Origin of the sequence: Micromonospora sp. NBC_00330, from assembly GCF_036136635.1 — a bacterium.
GTDB classification, from domain to species: Bacteria; Actinomycetota; Actinomycetes; order Mycobacteriales; family Micromonosporaceae; genus Micromonospora; species Micromonospora salmantinae.
Window position 1 is genome coordinate 6,908,835 of sequence record NZ_CP108012.1, and the last position, 16,901, is coordinate 6,925,735.

A 16,901-nucleotide genomic window follows, 5' to 3' on the forward strand; every position below is an offset into this window, starting at 1 on the left:
CGGTGTCGGGGTGGGGTTTGGGTGGGTGGGTGTCGTATGGGTCTGATGGGATGAGCTGATGCAGGCGTACCGGTTGGTGCGGCGGCCCGGTGGGCCGGCGCGGGGGGACGGGGCGACGCCTGACAGTGCTTCCGTGCTCGCCAGCGGCGGCCCGTCCGGGGGCGCTGTCGGCGCGTCGAGTCGGTCTGATGGTGTGGCCGCGCCCGAGCTGGCCGTCGACGGCGGCGGGCGGGCCGATCCGGTGCAGGCCGAGGTGGTCGGGCACACCGACGGGCCGATGCTCGTGCTCGGCGGCCCGGGCACCGGCAAGACCAGCACGCTGGTCGAGGCCGTCGCCGCCCGGGTGGCCGAGGGGGCCGACCCCGAACGGATCCTGGTGCTGACCTTCGGCCGCCGAGGCGCCACCGCGCTGCGACAGCGCATCGAGGCCCGGATCGCACAGGACGGCCACCGGGTGCTGCGCGAGCCGCTGGTGCGCACCTTCCCGGCGTACGCCTTCGGGCTGCTCCGCCGCGCGGCGGCCGAGCGGGGCGAACCCTCGCCCCGGCTGCTCACCGGCCCTGAGCAGGATCTGATCATCCGTGAGCTGCTGGACGTGGTGGGCGAGGAGCCCGAGGACGACCCGGTCGGCTGGCCCACCGACCTGCGCCCCGCCCTGCGCACCCGGGCGTTCGCCGGCCAACTGCGCGACCTGCTCATGCGCGCCGCCGAGCGCGGCGTGGGCCCGATCGACCTGGCCCGACTGGGTGAGAAGCTCGGCCGCGCCGACTGGCCGGCCGCCGCCCGCTTCCTGCGGGAGTACGTCGCCGTGCTCGCGTTGCGCGACGTGAGCAACCGGGGCTCCATCGCGTACGACCCTGCGGAGCTGGTCCGGGCTGCCACCGGGCTGCTACGCGACGACGAGGAGTTGCTGGCCGCCGAGCGTCGTCGGCTCGCGTACGTCTACCTCGACGAGTTGGCCGACACCGACCCCGCCCAACTGGAGCTGCTCTCGGTCATCGCCGGCGGTGGCAAGTCGCTTGTCGCGTTCGCCGACCCGGATTCCTCCACGTACGCCTTCCGGGGCGCCGACCCGGCCGGGGTGGCGACGTTCCCGCACCGGTTCCGGACGGCGTCCGGTGCGCCGGCCGCGCAGGTGCTGCTGACCACGTCGTACCGGGCCGGGCCGGGTCTGCTCGCGGCGATCGCCCGGCTGGGTCGCCGGCTGCGGGGTCCGGCCGCGCACCGCCGGCTGCACCCCCTGCCGGACGCGCCGCCCGGCGTGGTCGAGGTGCACACTTTCCGCTCGGCGACCAGCGAGGCCGCCTGGCTGGCCCACGCGCTGCGCTCGGCTCACCTGCTCGACGGCGTGCCCTGGTCACGGATGGCGGTGCTGGTTCGGTCCACCGCGTTGCAGCTGCCCACCCTGCGACGGGCGCTGCACGCTGCCGGCGTACCCACAGTGGTGCACGGTGAGGATCTGCCCCTGCACCTGCAACCGGCGGTCGCGCCGCTGCTGCTCCTGTTGCGCTGCGCGCTGGAGCCGGAACGACTCGACGAGGAGGCGGCCGTCGCGCTGTTGCACTCGCCGCTCGGCGGGGCCGACCCGCTGGCCGAGCGGCGACTGCGGCAGGGCCTGCGCGCGCTCGCGTTGGCCGGCGGTGACCGACGCCCCTCCGGGGAGCTGATCGTCGAGGCATTGCAGGACCCGGAGGAGTTGGCTGGCATCGAGCGGCGCTGGGCGGAGCCGGCGCAGGCGGTGGCCGGGCTGCTGGCCATCGCCCGCGAGGCCGCCGCCCGGCCGGGTGCGACCGCCGAGGACGTGCTCTGGGCCGTCTGGCACGCCAGTGGTCTCGCCGAGCGGTGGGCCGGCGCGATCAACCAGGGGCGTCCGGAGGCCGGCGAGGGCGACCTGGTCCGGCGTCGGCGGGCGGAGGCTGCCGACCGCGACCTGGACGCCGTGCTGGTCCTCTTCGACGCGGCGGCCCGGTTCACCGACCGGCTGCCCGGTGCCCGCACCGAGGTCTTCCTCGACCACGTGCTCGCCCAGGACCTGCCGGCCGACACCATCGCCCCGACCGCCGACCGGGGTGCGGCGGTACGCCTGCTCACCGCGCACGCCGCGAAGGGCCTCGAATGGGACCTGGTCGCGGTGGTCGGCGTACAGGAGGGCATCTGGCCGGACCTGCGGCTGCGTGGCAGCCTGCTCGGCTCCGAGCGACTGGTCGACGTGCTGGCCGGCCGGTCGGTGGACGGCGCGACAGCGGCGAACGTGGTGGGTCAGACCTCGGCGTTGCTGGACGAGGAGCGTCGGCTCTTCCACGTCGCCATCAGCCGGGCCCGGCACCGGCTGCTGGTCAGCGCCGTGGCGTCGGCCGCCGTCGGCGGGGACGACCACGAGGAGCAACCCAGCCGGTTCCTGCACGAGCTGGGCCCGAGCACACCGCCGCCGAACACGCCGCCCACCCCGCCGAGCACGCCACCGCCCACCCCGCCGAGCACGCCGCCGACAGCGCCCGGCCCGCCGCCAGGTCCCCGCACCGAACCGTCCTCCGGCGGCACCGGCGGCACCGGTGGTGCTGCGGCGGGCGAGACCGGCGCCGAGGAGCCGGACCGTCCCGGGGCACTGCCGGTGACCCGTCCACCCCGGGCGCTCACCCTGCCGGCGTTGGTGGCGGAACTGCGTACCGCCATCACCGACCCGGCCGCCCCGGCGGCCCGGCGGCGCGCCGCGGCGGCCGAGCTGGCCCGGCTCGCCGCCGCCGGAGTGCCCGGCGCGCACCCCGACGACTGGTGGGGGTTGCGGGTGCTCTCCGACGACCGGCCGCTCGTCGACGACGGCGACCCGGTGCGGGTCACCCCGTCGGCCATGGAGAGCGCGCTGCGGTGCAGCCTGCGCTGGCTGCTGGAACGGCACGGCGGCAGCGGCCCGACCAGCACCGCGCAGGGGGTGGGCAACCTGGTGCACGCCGCCGCGATGCTCGCCGAGGACGCCAGCGCCGACCGGGGCGCGCTGCTCGACTACGTGGCCGCCCGGTTCGACGCGATCGAGCTGGCGGCCCGGTGGATGGCCGGGCCGGAGCGGGAACGCGCCGAGGCGATGGTCGACAAGCTGCTGCGCTGGCTGGCCACCAATCCGCGCCGGTTGCTCGCCATCGAGCACGAGTTCGCCGTCCGCCTGGACGACCCGAACCGGCCCGTCGACCTGGCCGGCCGGGTCGACCGGCTGGAGGTCGACGAGGCCGGGCGGCTCGTGGTGATCGACCTGAAGACCGGCAAGTCCACAGCTGTCACCGGCACCGACCTTGCCGAGCACCCGCAGCTCGGCGCCTACCAGGCGGCGGTGGAGGCGGGGGCGTTCGCCGAGTTCGGTGACGAGTCCGGTGGCGCCGCGCTGGTGCAGCTCGGAACCTCCGCCAAGGACGCCAGGGAGCAGAATCAGCCGGCCGCCAGCGAGGGCCCGGCGGCCGGTTGGGCGACCGCGCTGGTCCGGCGGACCGCCGATACGATGGCAGCCGCCACGTTCGCCGCGGTGGCCAACTCGAAGTGCCGGGTCTGCCCGGTGCGCACCAGCTGCCCGGTCTCCGGGCAGGGTCGCCAGGTCGTCGAGCCGCCCACCGTCCGACGCACAGGTGAGGGCGAGGAGTGAGCTTGCGAGCCCAGTCGCGAACTGAGACGGCACGGTGAGTCAGCCCACCCTGTTCGGCGCGGGCCACGCGCCGACGCCCCGAATCGCGGACTCCGGCCCCCGGTACACACCGGTGGAGCTGGCCAAGCTGCTGCGGTTGCCGGCACCCACCCGGGAGCAGGCCGCGATCATCGCCGCCCCGGTGGAGCCGCTGCTCGTGGTCGCGGGCGCAGGGTCGGGCAAGACCGAGACGATGGCCGCCCGGGTGGTCTGGCTGGTGGCCAACTCGTACGTGCGGCCGGAGCAGATCCTCGGGCTGACCTTCACCCGCAAGGCGGCCGGCGAGCTGGCCCATCGGGTACGGACCCGGCTCGACCAGCTGATCCGCCGGCTCGGCCGGCAGGGGCGGGACCCGCTGGACGATCCGCTCGCGGGTGAGCCCACCGTCTCCACCTACCACTCGTACGCGGGGCGGATCGTCACCGAGCACGGGCTGCGAGCCGGCTACGAGCCGTCCACCCGGCTGCTCACCGAGGCGTCCCGGTGGCAGTTGGTCGACCTACTGGTGCGCAACTACGACGGCGACATGTCCGAGGTGGACCGGATGCCGAGCACCATCACCGACGCGGTGCTGGCGCTGGCCGGGGAGCTGGACGAGCATCTGGTCGCGCCGGACGACCTGGCGGCCTGGACCGGTCGGTTCTTCGCCGAGGTGCAGTCCCGGCCGGGTCGGGTGTACGCAGACGTGCGCAAGGCGCTCACCCTCCAGCAGACCCGGTTGCGCCTGTTGCCGCTGGTGCGGGCGTACGCCCGGCGCAAGGAGGACTTCGAGGCGATGGACTTCGCCGATCAGCTCGCCCGTGCGGCCCGGGTGGCCCGGGACCACCCGGGGGTCGGCGTGATCGAGCGGGACCGCTTCCGGGTGGTGCTGCTCGACGAATACCAGGACACCAGCCACGCCCAGGTGGTGCTGCTCAACGCGCTGTTCGGTGGCGGGCACCCGGTGACCGCTGTGGGCGACCCGTGCCAGTCGATCTACGGCTGGCGGGGGGCCAGCGCGGGCACCCTGGACCGGTTCCCCACCGAGTTCGCCCGCGCCAACGGTGAACCGGCCCCGGCGCTGGGGCTCACCACGAGTTGGCGCAACCGCCCGGAGATCCTCCGGGTGGCGAACGCGCTCTCCACCCCGCTGCGGGCGGCGGGTGCCCGGGTGCCGGAGCTGCGCTCCGCGCTGACCGTCCGGGACCCGATCCCGCACCGCAGCCCGGGCGGCGCGGCCGGCGGCACCGTGCACTGCGCGATGCTGACCACGTACGCCGACGAGGCCGACTGGATCGCCGACAGCGTGCTCGCCGCCTGGCGTGGGTCCGCCGGGATGCCGGGCGCGGCCCCGGAACACATCCCGGTGGACCGCCGTCCGACGACCGCCGTGCTGGTCCGGGTGCGCAGCCAGATCCCGGCGATCGAGTCGGCGCTGCGTGAGCGGGGCCTACCGGTCGAGGTGGTCGGGCTGGGCGGCCTGCTGGACACCCCCGAGGTACGCGACGTGGTCTGCACGCTGCGGGTCCTGGCCGACCCGACCGACGGCGCCGCGCTGCTGCGGTTGCTCACCGGCGCCCGTTGGCGGATCGGGCCACGTGACCTGGTGTCGTTGCACCGGCGAGCGCGGGCCATCGCGAACGCCCGGCGACAGGTGGCCGCCGACGAGGCCTCGGAGATCAGCCCAGACCTGTTGGACGAGGCGACTCTGGTGGAGGCGTTGGCCGACCTCGGGCCGGCCCAGGCGTACTCGGCGGAGGGGTTCGCGCGGCTGCGCGCGTACGGCCGGGAGTTGGCGCTGTTGCGCTACCGGCTGGACCAGGCGCTGCCGGACCTGATCGCGGACATCGAGCGGACCATCGGCCTGGACGTGGAGGTCGCGGTGCGGGCCGGCCGGGACGGCGCCGGCGACGCGGGCCTGGCCCGGGGGCACCTGGACGCGCTCGGCGACGTGGCGGCCCGGTTCAGCGGGGAGACGCCCGGCGCGACCCTGTCCGGGTTCCTGTCCTACCTGGCCGCCGCCGAGGATGAGGAGCGCGGTCTGGCGCCGGGCGAGGTCGAGGTGGTGGAGGGCGCGGTGCAGGTGGTCACCGCGCACGCCGCCAAGGGCCTGGAGTGGGACGTCGTTGCGGTGGCCGGGCTCAGTCGTGGGCTGTGGCCGGGGCCGGTCCGCAACTCCGACCACTGGCTGGGTGGGCTGGGCGTGCTGCCGTTCCCGCTGCGCGGCGACGCCGACGGGCTGCCCGAGTTGGCACTCGACGAGGCGGGGGACCAGCGGGCCGTGGCGCGGGCGGTGACCGACTTCACCGACGCGTGGCGGGCCCACGACGAGCGGGAGGAACGCCGGCTGACGTACGTGGCGGTCACCCGGCCGCGCCGGCTGCTGCTCTGCTCCGGTTACTGGTGGGGGGAGGGCACGAAGCGACCGCGAGGTCCGTCGGTCTTCCTGCGTGAGGTGTACGACGCCTGCCTCGACGGCGGGCCGGGGCACCTGATCGACGCCTGGGCGCCGGAGCCGACTCCCGACGCGACGAACCCCACGGCAGAGGTGGTGCTCCGCGCGGAGTGGCCCGCCGACCCGCTGGGCGGTCGCCGGCCGGCGTTGGCCGAGGCGGCCGGGCTGGTGCGTCGCCTGATGGCCGACGGTCCGGCGGCGGCGCTCCCCGGGCCGGTCGGGCCGGTGCTCCCCGGGCCGGTCGGGCCGATCGGATCGGAGGTCGAGCCGGTCGAGCCGGTCGAGCCGGAGGTGGATCCGGAGGTGGCGCGTTGGCAGCGCGAGGCGGACCTGCTGTTGGCGGAGCGCGCCGAGCTGACCCGGCTCTCCGGTGCGGTCGAGGTGGCGCTGCCCGGGGCGCTGAGCGTCACCCAACTGGTAGCGCTGCGGCGCGATCCGGCGGCGCTGGCCCGTACGCTGCGTCGCCCGGTGCCGGCCGAACCCAACCCGTACGCCCGTCGAGGCACCGCCTTCCACGCCTGGTTGGAGCAGCGCTTCGGCGCCGACCGCCTGTTGGACCTGGACGAGCTTCCCGGCGCGGCCGACGCCGATGCCGCACCCGACGAGGCGCTGGTCGAGCTTCAGGAGCGGTTCCTGGCCAGCGAGTGGGCCGACCGGTCACCGGTGGAGGTGGAGGTGCCGTTCGCCACTGTGATCGCCGGAGTGGTGGTGCGGGGCCGGATGGACGCGGTCTTCGCCCGACCGGGTGGCCGGTTCGACGTGGTCGACTGGAAGACCGGCGCGCAGCCCACCGGGCCGGCGGCCGACGTGGCCGCCGTGCAACTCGCGGTGTACCGGCTGGCCTGGGCGGAGTTGGCCGGCGTGCCGGTCGACCGGGTGGGCGCAGCGTTCCACTACGTCCGGCACGGGGTGACCGTCCGGCCCGCCGACCTGCTGGATGTGACGGGCCTCACGGCCATGATCGCCCAGTTGCCCGAGGATTCTGCCCAACATTGACCATGGCGGGGAAAACCGTGGTAGGTTGACCGGGTTGCAGTTTTGGTTACCAGAGACTCTGTGTGCGCCTGGCGGGATTGTGGCCCCAGGCGCTCTTTGTTGTGTCCGGAGTTCTCCGGGCGGGGCGACCAGAAGCGACAGGCGATTCGCGCATCCCCGCGCGGAGCGCTCCTCTTCGGGCGCGCAACAAGTGCGTGTCCGACGTTCCGTCAAGGAGACGAAACACATGGCTATTGGCACCGTGAAGTGGTTCAACGCTGACAAGGGCTTCGGCTTCATCACCCCGGACGGCGGCGGCGCTGACGTCTTCGCCCACTTCTCGGCGATCCAGTCCTCCGGCTACCGGAGCCTGGACGAGAACCAGCGGGTCGAGTTCGAGGTGACCCAGGGCCAGAAGGGCCCGCAGGCGGAGAACATCCGCCCGCTCTGATCTTCGGATCGGTCAGCATTACCTGTCGCGCCCTCCGGGCGCGACGGTGACGGGACCGGCCCGCCCCGCCGCCGCCTGCTTACCCAGGCGGCGGCCCGGCGGCGGGCCGGCCTGTACTCCCTTTCGGTTCGTGCTTGTGAGTCCTGGCTGCCTTTCGCCGCCGGTTGACAGCGCCGACTTCGGCGCCCTCCCTCGACACGTGCCGCGTCGAGGAAGGCTTCCGCATGACCACAGTTATTCCGTCGTTCGCTCATACCGGTCTGGCACCGGCGCTGCTCACCGCGCTGACCGCGCAGGGCATCACCGAGCCGTTCCCGATCCAGACGGCGACGCTGCCCGACTCGCTCGCCGGCCGGGACGTGCTGGGCCGGGGTCGTACCGGCTCCGGCAAGACCCTCGCCTTCGGGCTTCCGCTGCTGTCCCGCACCGCCGGCCGTAAGGCCCGGCCGGGTCGCCCGCTGGCCCTGGTGCTGGTGCCGACCCGCGAGCTGGCTCAGCAGGTCACCACCGCCCTGGCCCCGTACGCCCGCGCCGTCGGGCTGCGCTGCGCCACTGTGGTCGGCGGCCTGTCGTTGCAGCGGCAGGCGGACGCCCTGCGCGCCGGCACCGAGGTGGTCGTCGCCACCCCCGGCCGGCTGCACGACCTGATCAACCGTGGCGACGCCCGGCTCGACCAGGTCGAGATCACCGTCCTCGACGAGGCCGACCAGATGGCCGACATGGGCTTCCTGCCGCAGGTCACCAAGCTGCTGGAGCAGGTCGCGCCGCAGGGGCAGCGGATGCTCTTCTCCGCGACCCTGGACGGCGGCGTGGACCGGCTGGTCCGCCGCTTCCTGAGCAACCCGGTCACCCACTCGGTCGACCCGGGCACCGCGACTGTCACCGCGATGACCCACCACGTGCTGCACGTCGACGCTGCGGACAAGCCCGACGCGTTGACCCGGATCGCCGCCCGTGAGGGGCGCACCATCCTGTTCATGGGCACCAAGCACCGCGCCGACCGGCTGGCCCGCCAGCTGCTCTCCAAGGGCGTACGCGCGGCCGCGCTGCACGGCGGCAAGTCCCAGCCGCAGCGCACCCGGATCCTGGAGCAGTTCCGCAACGGTCAGGTGACCGCCCTGGTCGCCACCGACGTGGCGGCCCGTGGCATCCACGTGGACGGCCTGGACATGGTGGTCAACGTGGACCCGCCGACCGAGGCGAAGGACTACCTGCACCGGGGCGGCCGTACCGCCCGGGCCGGCGAGTCCGGTTCGGTGGTCACCCTGGTCCTGCCGGAGCAGCGCCGGGACGTGTCCCGGCTGATGGCCACCGCCGGTATCCGGCCCGAGTCGGTCCAGGTGCGCGCGGGTGACGGAGCGCTGGCCCGGGTGACCGGTGCTCGCGAGCCGTCCGGTGTGCCGGTGACCATCGTCGCTCCGCCGGCGCCCGCCTCTCGGGCCCGTACCTCCGGCGGTTCGGCCGCCGACGGTGGCGCCCGTCCGGCGCACCGCGCGTCGGGCCGGTCCCGTCGGCCGCGTCGCCCGCGTACCGTCTGATCTTCTGCGCGTCGACCGACCCGTCCCGCTTCGGCGGGGCGGGTCGGTTTTGTCTGCGCGGTGTTCCGAGCCGGTCGGCTGTCCGTGCGGCCCGACCGGTCAGCCGGCCGCGCCGGGTGGCCCACTCTGCTGAGTCGGTAATCAGCCTCTCCTGGGTCGGCTGGCCGACTGCGCCCCGGCCGGTAGTGGTCGAGGCTGACCGACGGGGGATGTCGGGCGGGGGGCCCGGCACGGGAGGGGTGACCATGGCGGGCGAAGCCGGCTCGGGCGCACTGCGTGAACTGATCCTGGTGGTCGCGGTCGCGCTGGCCGGGTTGTTGCTCGCCATGGTTGCGGCCTTCGCGCCCTGGCATGCCACCCCGGCGGGTAACGCTCCCGCCGGTCTGGTGGAGCTGCACAGTCCTGGCGACCCGGGCCTCGGCCCGGCGACCGCACACGTGGGCTGAGCAGCGACCGTCCTATCGGTGCCGGCGGAGGGGCAGGCCCGGTCAGGATCGGTACGAGATGTGGTCGGGTCGGCGGGGCACCGGCCCGGCCACATCGCGCCTTCGCGCCCTCCTCGGCGTGCCCGAGCACGACGCCGGCCCAAGATCGCGCTCGATCCAGGAAGTAGGCCCCTCGCCGGGCGGCGAGGCCACTACATCAATGATCGAGCGCGATCATGCGAGCGGTGCGTCGGTGCTGACCGCACTCGGGGCGTGGGTGAGCAGGTCGGCCAGGGTGGTGCTGTCGACCACGGTGGCGATCGCCCCGTGCACCGCCAACCAGACGTCGGTGAGCCCCGCGGCCACTCCGTGATAGCCGGCCCGCTCGGCCGGCAGGCCGCGCACTGTGGTGAGCGACCCGCCGACCGCACGCAGCACGTCTCCGACGGTGATCTCGTCAGCCGGGCGGGTCAGCGAGTACCCGCCGTCGGCACCGCGATGGCTGTGCAGCAGACCGGCCCGGCGCAGGTCGAGCAGGATGCCCTGGAGGAAGCTGAGCGGGATGTCCTGCACCTCGGCCAGGCTGGCCGCCTTCACCAACTCGCCGACCCGGTCGCCGTCGCCGCCACCACCGGCGGCGACGGCGAGCATCGCCCGGAGCGCGTAGTCGCTGCGCGCGGAGACGAACACGTCACTGACCAGCCTGGTCCAGTACGCCCCAGCGGCGCCTGATCGCCTTGTCCGCAGCGCCGAACGCGGTGTCCACGAGAAGCCCGACGACCAGGATGACGATCATGATGGCCATCAGTCGTTCCGCGTCCGAGAAATCCCTCGCGTAGGTGAGCTGAGCGCCGATCGACGTTCGCGCGGCGATGACCACGAGCAACTCACCGGCCATCAGACTGCGCCACGCGAAGGCCCAGCCCTGCTTGAGGCCGGCGACGATCGCGGGCAGCGCGGCTGGCGCGATGACGTACCGGTACAGGTTCAGACCTCGGGCACCCAGGTTGCGGCCGGCGCGCTGCAGCAGCGGCGGGACGTAGTCCACGCCATGGATGACACCGTTGGCGATGGACGGCGCGGCGCCGAGCACCACCACGAAGAAGATCGCCTGTTCGCTGAGTTCGAACAGCAGGATCGCCAGGGGGAACCAGGCAATCGACGGCATCGTCTGCAGTGCCGTGATCATGGACCCGATGGCGGCCCGGAGCACCTTCGACCGAGAGACGCCGAGGCCGAGCAGCAGCCCGACGGCCACTGCGGCGGCAAAGCCGATCACCGCACGCCGTGCCGTGGTGGCCAGCCCGTCCCAGAGCGCTTGACTCAGGAAGTAGTCGGCGAGGTCGGCGAAGACCGGCCCCGGGCCAGGCAGGGCCCACGGGTCCTTCCACCCGGTCCAGACCACGGCCTGCCAGATGCCAATGGCGATGGCCAGCGCGGCGAGCTTGGGCCAGGTGGCCGCCCAGATCCGGGCGCCCCGGGAGACCTCCTTGTCCCGGCCTGCGATCTCCAGCGCGTCGAGGCCGGTGATCTCCGCGTCGCTACGCGCCGAACTGGTGAGGGTGTCACTGGCCATGGCGGCCCACCTCCGTACGGAGCCGCTCGGTGACCTCGGCGGCGATGGCGGCGACCTCGGGGGAGTCGATCCGGCGAGGGCGCGGGATGTTCACCTCGGTGGAGTAGATGATCCGGCCGGGTCGGCTGGAGAGCAGGATGATCCGGTCGGCCAGCCGGGCCGCCTCGCGGACGTTGTGCGTCACGAAGAGCACCGAGAGCTTGCGCTCGGACCAGATCCGTTCCAGCTCGTCGTGCAGGATGTCCCGGGTCATCGCGTCCAGCGCGCCGAACGGCTCGTCCATCAGCAGCACCGGAGTGTCCAGGGCCAGCGTGCGGGCGAGCGCGACCCGTTGCCGCATTCCGCCGGAGAGCTCGTGCGGGCGCTTGCGGCCGAAGTCGGCAAGGTGCACCGTGCGCAGCAGCTCGGCCACCCGCTCACGGCGTTGGGCCCGGGGGAGCCGACGCAGCTTGAGGGGCACCTCCACATTGGCGTCGACGGTCAGCCACGGAAAGAGCGCCGGCTCCTGGAACATCAGGCCCGGGTTGGCGTCGCCGGCCAGGGTGATCTGCCCGCCGCTGACCCGGTCCAGCCCGGCCACCAGGTTGAGCAGGGTGCTCTTGCCGCAGCCGGATGCGCCGACCAGGCAGACGAACTCGCCGGGCGCGACGTTCAGCGAGACGCCGTCCAGGGCCAGGACGGCGTTCGCCCCGCGCCCGTACACCTTGGTCACGCCGGAGAGCGCGACCGCGGTGGTCGCGCTCTGCGGCGTCGTCGTGGTCGACGTCATGGCTGGACGACCTCGGCCTTGCCCTGCGCCTTGAGCGCGTTGTTGAGGTACTTCAGGTCGTACAGGCCCTTGAGGTCGACCGGCTCGGTCAGCCCGACGTCGACGGCGTGGTCGAGCCCGGCCTTCAGGGAGGACGAGATCGGGTCGTTCGTGAACTCCAACGTCGGCCACGCCTGCTTGATCAGCTTCAGGTCCAGCGGCTTGCCGGTGATCTTGCCGATCGCGTCGGAGATGGCCTGCTGCGCCTCGTCGGGCTTGCTGTTGACGAACTCGTTGGCGGCCACCTGGCCGTCCACCAGCTTCTGCACCACGTCCGGGTGTGCCTTGAGGAACTTCGTGCTCACCAGCAGGTTGGTGATGACGAACTTCTTGTCCGGCCACAGGTCGCGCTCGTCGACGAGCACCTTGCCGCCGGCGTTGACCAGGCGGGAGACGAACGGCTCGGGCACCCACGCGCCGTCGATCGCGCCGCTGTTGAACGTCTCGACCGTCTGGGCGTTCTCCTGCGGCACGATCTTGACGTCACCGCCACCCTCCTTGGTGGTGGTGAGGCCCTGCTGCTTGAGCCAGTACCGGATCGCCACGTCCTGGGTGTTGCCCAGCTGTGGGGTGGCGATCTTCTTTCCCTTCAGGTCCTGCGCACCGGTGATGCCGGGCTTGACCACGAGCGCCACGCCGCCGGACGCCGCGCCGGAGACGACCCGGACGGCCTCGCCCTTGGACTTGGAGAAGGCGTTCACCGTCGGGTTCGGACCGATGTAGGTGGCGTCCAGCGCGCCGGAGAAGACCGCCTCGATGGCGGCCGGGCCGGCGTTGAAGGTCTTCGGGTCCAGCTTGACGTTGGTGCCGAGCTTCTCCGCGAAGATGCCCTTTTCCACGCCGACGACCGCCGGCGCGTGGGTGATGTTGGGGAAGTAGCCGAGGCGCAGCGTCACCGGGCCGGAGCTGCCGCCCGCGCCCTCACTGTCGTCGCCGCACGCGGCGGTGCTGCCCAGGGTCGCCGCGCCTACCACGGCGAGGGTGGCCAGGGTGACCATCCGGCGCAGGGGGAGCCGTCTCATCGTCCATCCAATCCGCAGTATTCCTACTTAGTTGGTAGGAAGAGTGGGCCAGGCTGCGGTCAGCGTCAAGGCCCATCCACATGGCGGGATGGCGCGTCTCAGTTATGTCGGCATTTCCTACCAGCTTGCTAGGGTAATCGGCATTCGGTCACCGGCAGAGAGGCGACTTCGCGATGACCTTCCACTGGTTCCTGCCCACCTCCGGCGACGGCGACCAGGTCGGTGCCGCCACAGTCACCGCGGGCGCCGCGAGGCACGACCGGGCCGCGACAGTGGCCTACCTGGCCGAGGTTGGCCGGGCCGCCGAGACCAACGGGTTCACCGCCGTTCTCACCCCGGTCGGCGCCGGCTGCCCCGACCCGTGGATCGTCTGCGCGGCGGTCGCCCAGCACACCGAGCGGCTCGGCATGCTGGTCGCGGTCCGGGCCGGTTTCGCGCTGCCCACCCTGATCGCCCAGCAGGCCGAGGCGTTCCAAGCAGTCTCGGGTGGCCGGCTGTCGCTCAACATCGTGACCGGGGGCGACCCGGCCGAGCAGCGGGCGTACGGCGACTTCCTCGGGCACGACGACCGCTACGCGCGCACCGGCGAGTTCGTCGAGGTGCTCCGCCGCGCCTGGGCCGGCGGACCGTTCGACTACGCCGGAAAGCACTACCGGGTCGACGGCGGCGGCCTGGCCACCCCACTCGCCGCGCCGCCGCCGGTCTACTTCGGCGGCGCGTCCCCGGCTGCCGAGACGGTGGCCGCCCGGCAGGCCGACGTGTACCTGATGTGGGGTGAACCACCGACGTCCATCGCGGCCCGGGTCGCCCGGGTCCGAGCGCTCGCCGCCGAGCAGCGCCGTACCCTGCGCACGGGCCTCCGGCTGCACGTCATCGCCCGCCCGACCAGCGCCGAGGCGTGGGCCGAGGCCGACCGGCTGCTGGCCGGGATGAGCCCGGAGCGGATCGCCGCCGCCCAGGCCCGGTTCCACCGGATGGACTCGGTGGGTCAGGCCCGGATGGCCGCGCTGAACGCCGGCCGCACCGACGGGCTCACCGTCGCACCGAACCTCTGGGCCGGCGTCGGCCTGGTCCGCGAGGGCGCCGGCACCGCGCTGGTCGGCAGCTACGCCGAGGTCGCGGCACGCATCGACGAGTACGCCGCGCTCGGCGTCGACGAGTTCATCCTCTCCGGCTGGCCGCACCGCGAGGAGGCCGAGCGGGTCGGCGCCGAGGTGCTGCCTTTGGTGACGGCCCCGGTCGCGGCGGCTCCGGGAAGGTCGCGGGTGGCGGAGGTGTCGACGCGCTAGGGTCGACTCCGTGGCGGCGCGGAGATCCAGAATTCCAGCGACGAAGTATCCGGTCGAGCGGTTCACCCTCGACAACGGCCTGCGGGTGGTGCTCACCCCCGATCGCAGTGCCCCGGTGATCGGGGTGGCGGTGGTCTACGACGTCGGCATCCGCTCGGAGCCGGAGGGGCGTACCGGCTTCGCCCACCTCTTCGAGCACCTGATGTTCCAGGGCTCGGAGAACCTGGAGAAGCTGGCCCACTTCCGGCACGTGCAGGGCGCGGGTGGCACCTTCAACGGCTCCACCCACCTGGACTACACCGACTACTTCGAGACGCTGCCGAGCAACGCGCTGGAGCGCGCGCTGTTCCTGGAGGCGGACCGGATGCGTGGGCCCCGGCTGACCGAGGAGAACCTGCGCAACCAGGTCGACGTGGTCAAGGAGGAGATCCGGGTCAACGTCCTCAACCGTCCGTACGGCGGCTTTCCCTGGCTGACTCTGCCGCCGGTCATGTTCGACACCTTCCCGAACGCCCACGACGGCTACGGCTCCTTCGACGACCTGGAGTCGGCGACCGTCGCCGACGCCGCGGACTTCTTCCGCCGCTACTACGCCAGCGGCAACGCCGTGCTGGCCGTCAGCGGGGACATCGACGTGGCCGAGGCGACCGAGCTGGTCACCCGACACTTCGGCGACGTACCGGCCCGGCCGGCACCGCAACGGCCCGACTTCACCGAGCCCGACCTGAGCGCCGAGCGGCGCACCTCGTACACCGATGCCCTGGCGCCGCTGCCGGCGGTGGCCGGCGCCTGGCGCGTGCCCGACCCGGTCACCGACTTCGCCGGCTACCTGCCGTACGTGGTGCTGGCCGAGGTGCTCACCGACGGCGACGCGTCGCGGCTGGTCGAACGACTGGTGCAGCGGGACCGCACGGTGACCAGCCTCGGCGGATACCTCGGTTTCATGGGCGACCCGTTCGACGTCCGTGACCCCACCGCGCTGCTGTTGCAGGCGCACCTGCCGCCCGGTGGCGATGTGGACAAGGTGCTGCGCACCATCGACGAGGAGCTGGACCGGCTGGCCACCGACGGTCTGACCGACGGCGAGCTGGCCCGCACCCAGGCCCGGATGGCGACCCACCTGCTGCGGGACACCGACGCGGTGCTCGGTCGGGCGCTGCGGATGGCAGTGCTGGAGCAGCAACGCGGTGAACCGGGTCTGCTCAACGAACTGCCCCGGCTGGTCGGCGAGGTCACCGAGGAGCAGGTCCGGGCCGCCGCCGCCACAGTGCGCCCGGAGCGCCGGGCCGCCATCGAGGTCATTGCCGGAGGCGCCCGATGACGACCACCACTGCTCAGGTCGGGCCGCGTACGCTGCCGCCGCTCGGGCCAACCCGCAAGCTCAAGGTGCCCAAGCAGGCCGAGCGCACGCTGCGCAACGGTCTCACCGTGATCGCCGTACGCCGGCCTGCCGTACCCCTTGTCGAACTGCGGCTCTGGGTGCCGTTCGGCCGGGTCCACCTGGCCCGCGGCGCGATGCTCTCGCAGACGATGCTCTCCGGCACCGAGTCGATGACCAGCGTGCAGATCGCCGCCGAGTTGCAGAAGGTGGGCGGCGGGCTCTCCGCGGGCGTCGACCCGGACCGGCTGATGCTCTCCGGCGCCGGCCTGGTCACCGGTCTGGACCGGATGCTGGAGCTGCTGGCCGAGGTGCTGACCGGCGCCAGCTACCCCGGTGACGAGGTGGCCACCGAACGGGACCGGCTGGTCGACCGGATCCAGGTGGCGCAGAGCCAGCCTTCGCACCTGGCCCGGGAGGCGCTGCTCAAGCGGATCTACGGCCGGCACCCGTACGCGACGCAGACGCCGGAGCCCGGCCAGATCCGTGCCGTGCGACCGGCGGCGCTGCGCACCCTGCACTCGGAGCGGGTCCACCCGACCGGCGCGCAGTTGGTGCTGGTCGGTGACGTACAGCCGGAGAAGGCACTGGACGCGGCCGAGCGGGCGCTCGGCGGCTGGTCGGGTGCCGGGCGTGTGGCCGAGTTGCCGGCGACCCCGCCGCTGGAGCCGGGGCCGCTGCTGCTGGTCGACCGGCCCGGCTCGGTGCAGTCCTCGCTGCGGATCGCGCTGCCGGCGGTGTCGCGCACCGACCCGGACCACGCCCCGCTGCAACTCGCGAACCTGATCTTCGGCGGCTACTTCTCCTCCCGGTGGGTGGAGAACATCCGCGAGGACAAGGGCTACACGTACGGCCCGCACTCGGTGATCGAGCACTCCGTCGCCGGGTCGGTGCTGGTCGCCGCCGCGGACGTGGCCACCGAGGTCACCGGCCCGGCGCTGCTGGAGACGACGTACGAGCTGGGTCGGTTGGCGTCGCTTCCGCCGAAGCCCGAGGAGTTGGAGCAGGCCCGGCAGTACGCCCTGGGCACCCTCCAGCTCGGCATGTCCACGCAGGCCGGGTTGGCGGCGTTGACCAGCGCGTACGCCGGCAACGGCCTGCGCCTGGACTTCCTCGCCGAGTACGCGGCGAGGTTGGCGAAGGCGAGCATCGACGACGTCGCGCAGGCGGCGGCCCGCTACCTGGCCCCGGCCCGGGCGGCGATAGTGGTGCTCGGCGACGCGGATCGGGTCACCCCGGGGCTGGCCGCGCTGACCACTGTCACTGAGCAGAAGGCGTGAGCGAGCGGAGCGCTGGCGTGAGCGAGCGGAGTGAGCGAACCATGGGGCTCAGCAGCGG

Annotated in this window: 12 protein-coding genes; 8 read left to right on the forward strand and 4 right to left on the reverse strand. The window is 73.3% G+C overall.

What is annotated here, in order from left to right; genetic code table 11:
• Positions 1 to 58 precede the first annotated feature (58 nt).
• From OG598_RS31595 to OG598_RS31615, 5 genes are all read left to right on the forward strand, one after another.
• The gene (locus OG598_RS31595; protein ID WP_328652240.1) at positions 59 to 3,628 is read left to right on the forward strand and encodes an ATP-dependent helicase; all 3,570 of its coding nucleotides are present in this window, start codon (positions 59 to 61) and stop codon (positions 3,626 to 3,628) included.
• A 34-nt stretch (positions 3,629 to 3,662) separates the two neighbouring features.
• A complete protein-coding gene (locus OG598_RS31600; protein WP_328652241.1) occupies positions 3,663 to 7,097 on the forward strand; it encodes an ATP-dependent helicase in 3,435 nt (1,144 codons plus the stop codon).
• A 226-nt stretch (positions 7,098 to 7,323) separates the two neighbouring features.
• Positions 7,324 to 7,527 carry a transcription antiterminator/RNA stability regulator CspE gene (cspE, locus tag OG598_RS31605; RefSeq protein WP_007464836.1) on the forward strand — a complete coding sequence of 68 codons (204 nt, stop codon included), beginning with the start codon at positions 7,324 to 7,326 and terminating at the stop codon, positions 7,525 to 7,527.
• A 224-nt stretch (positions 7,528 to 7,751) separates the two neighbouring features.
• Complete coding sequence (locus OG598_RS31610) at positions 7,752 to 9,065, forward strand: DEAD/DEAH box helicase (protein ID WP_328652242.1); 1,314 nt, start codon at positions 7,752 to 7,754, stop codon at positions 9,063 to 9,065.
• Positions 9,066 to 9,310: 245 nt separating this feature from the next.
• A complete protein-coding gene (locus tag OG598_RS31615) occupies positions 9,311 to 9,511 on the forward strand; it encodes a hypothetical protein (RefSeq protein WP_091406170.1) in 201 nt (66 codons plus the stop codon).
• Positions 9,512 to 9,724: 213 nt separating this feature from the next.
• On the opposite strand, the gene OG598_RS31620 is transcribed toward OG598_RS31615, so the two are convergent.
• The 4 genes from OG598_RS31620 to OG598_RS31635 are packed head-to-tail and all read right to left on the reverse strand — an operon-like array spanning position 9,725 to position 12,896.
• Positions 9,725 to 10,180, reverse strand: a complete 456-nt coding sequence (locus tag OG598_RS31620; protein ID WP_328652243.1) for an RrF2 family transcriptional regulator — start codon at positions 10,178 to 10,180, stop codon at positions 9,725 to 9,727.
• A gap of 1 nt (position 10,181) precedes the next feature.
• Positions 10,182 to 11,066 carry an ABC transporter permease gene (locus OG598_RS31625; RefSeq protein WP_328652244.1) on the reverse strand — a complete coding sequence of 295 codons (885 nt, stop codon included), beginning with the start codon at positions 11,064 to 11,066 and terminating at the stop codon, positions 10,182 to 10,184.
• Entirely contained in the window at positions 11,056 to 11,835 is a 780-nt protein-coding gene (locus OG598_RS31630) for an ABC transporter ATP-binding protein (protein ID WP_112698544.1), read from the reverse strand. The genes OG598_RS31625 and OG598_RS31630 overlap by 11 nt, the downstream gene beginning before the upstream one ends.
• Complete coding sequence (locus tag OG598_RS31635; RefSeq protein ID WP_328652245.1) at positions 11,832 to 12,896, reverse strand: ABC transporter substrate-binding protein; 1,065 nt, start codon at positions 12,894 to 12,896, stop codon at positions 11,832 to 11,834. The genes OG598_RS31630 and OG598_RS31635 overlap by 4 nt, the downstream gene beginning before the upstream one ends.
• Before the next feature lie 173 nt (positions 12,897 to 13,069).
• Between OG598_RS31635 and OG598_RS31640 the strand changes: the two genes are divergently transcribed.
• From OG598_RS31640 to OG598_RS31650, 3 genes are read left to right on the forward strand one after another with little or no spacing between them, the layout of a single operon-like run.
• Entirely contained in the window at positions 13,070 to 14,185 is a 1,116-nt protein-coding gene (locus OG598_RS31640; protein WP_328652246.1) for an LLM class flavin-dependent oxidoreductase, read from the forward strand.
• A 10-nt stretch (positions 14,186 to 14,195) separates the two neighbouring features.
• On the forward strand, positions 14,196 to 15,506 hold the full coding sequence (locus tag OG598_RS31645; RefSeq protein WP_112672130.1) for a M16 family metallopeptidase: 1,311 nt from the start codon (positions 14,196 to 14,198) through the stop codon (positions 15,504 to 15,506).
• Positions 15,503 to 16,843 carry a M16 family metallopeptidase gene (locus tag OG598_RS31650; protein ID WP_328652247.1) on the forward strand — a complete coding sequence of 447 codons (1,341 nt, stop codon included), beginning with the start codon at positions 15,503 to 15,505 and terminating at the stop codon, positions 16,841 to 16,843. Before OG598_RS31645 ends, OG598_RS31650 begins: the two co-directional genes overlap by 4 nt.
• The last annotated feature ends 58 nt before the right edge of the window (positions 16,844 to 16,901 follow it).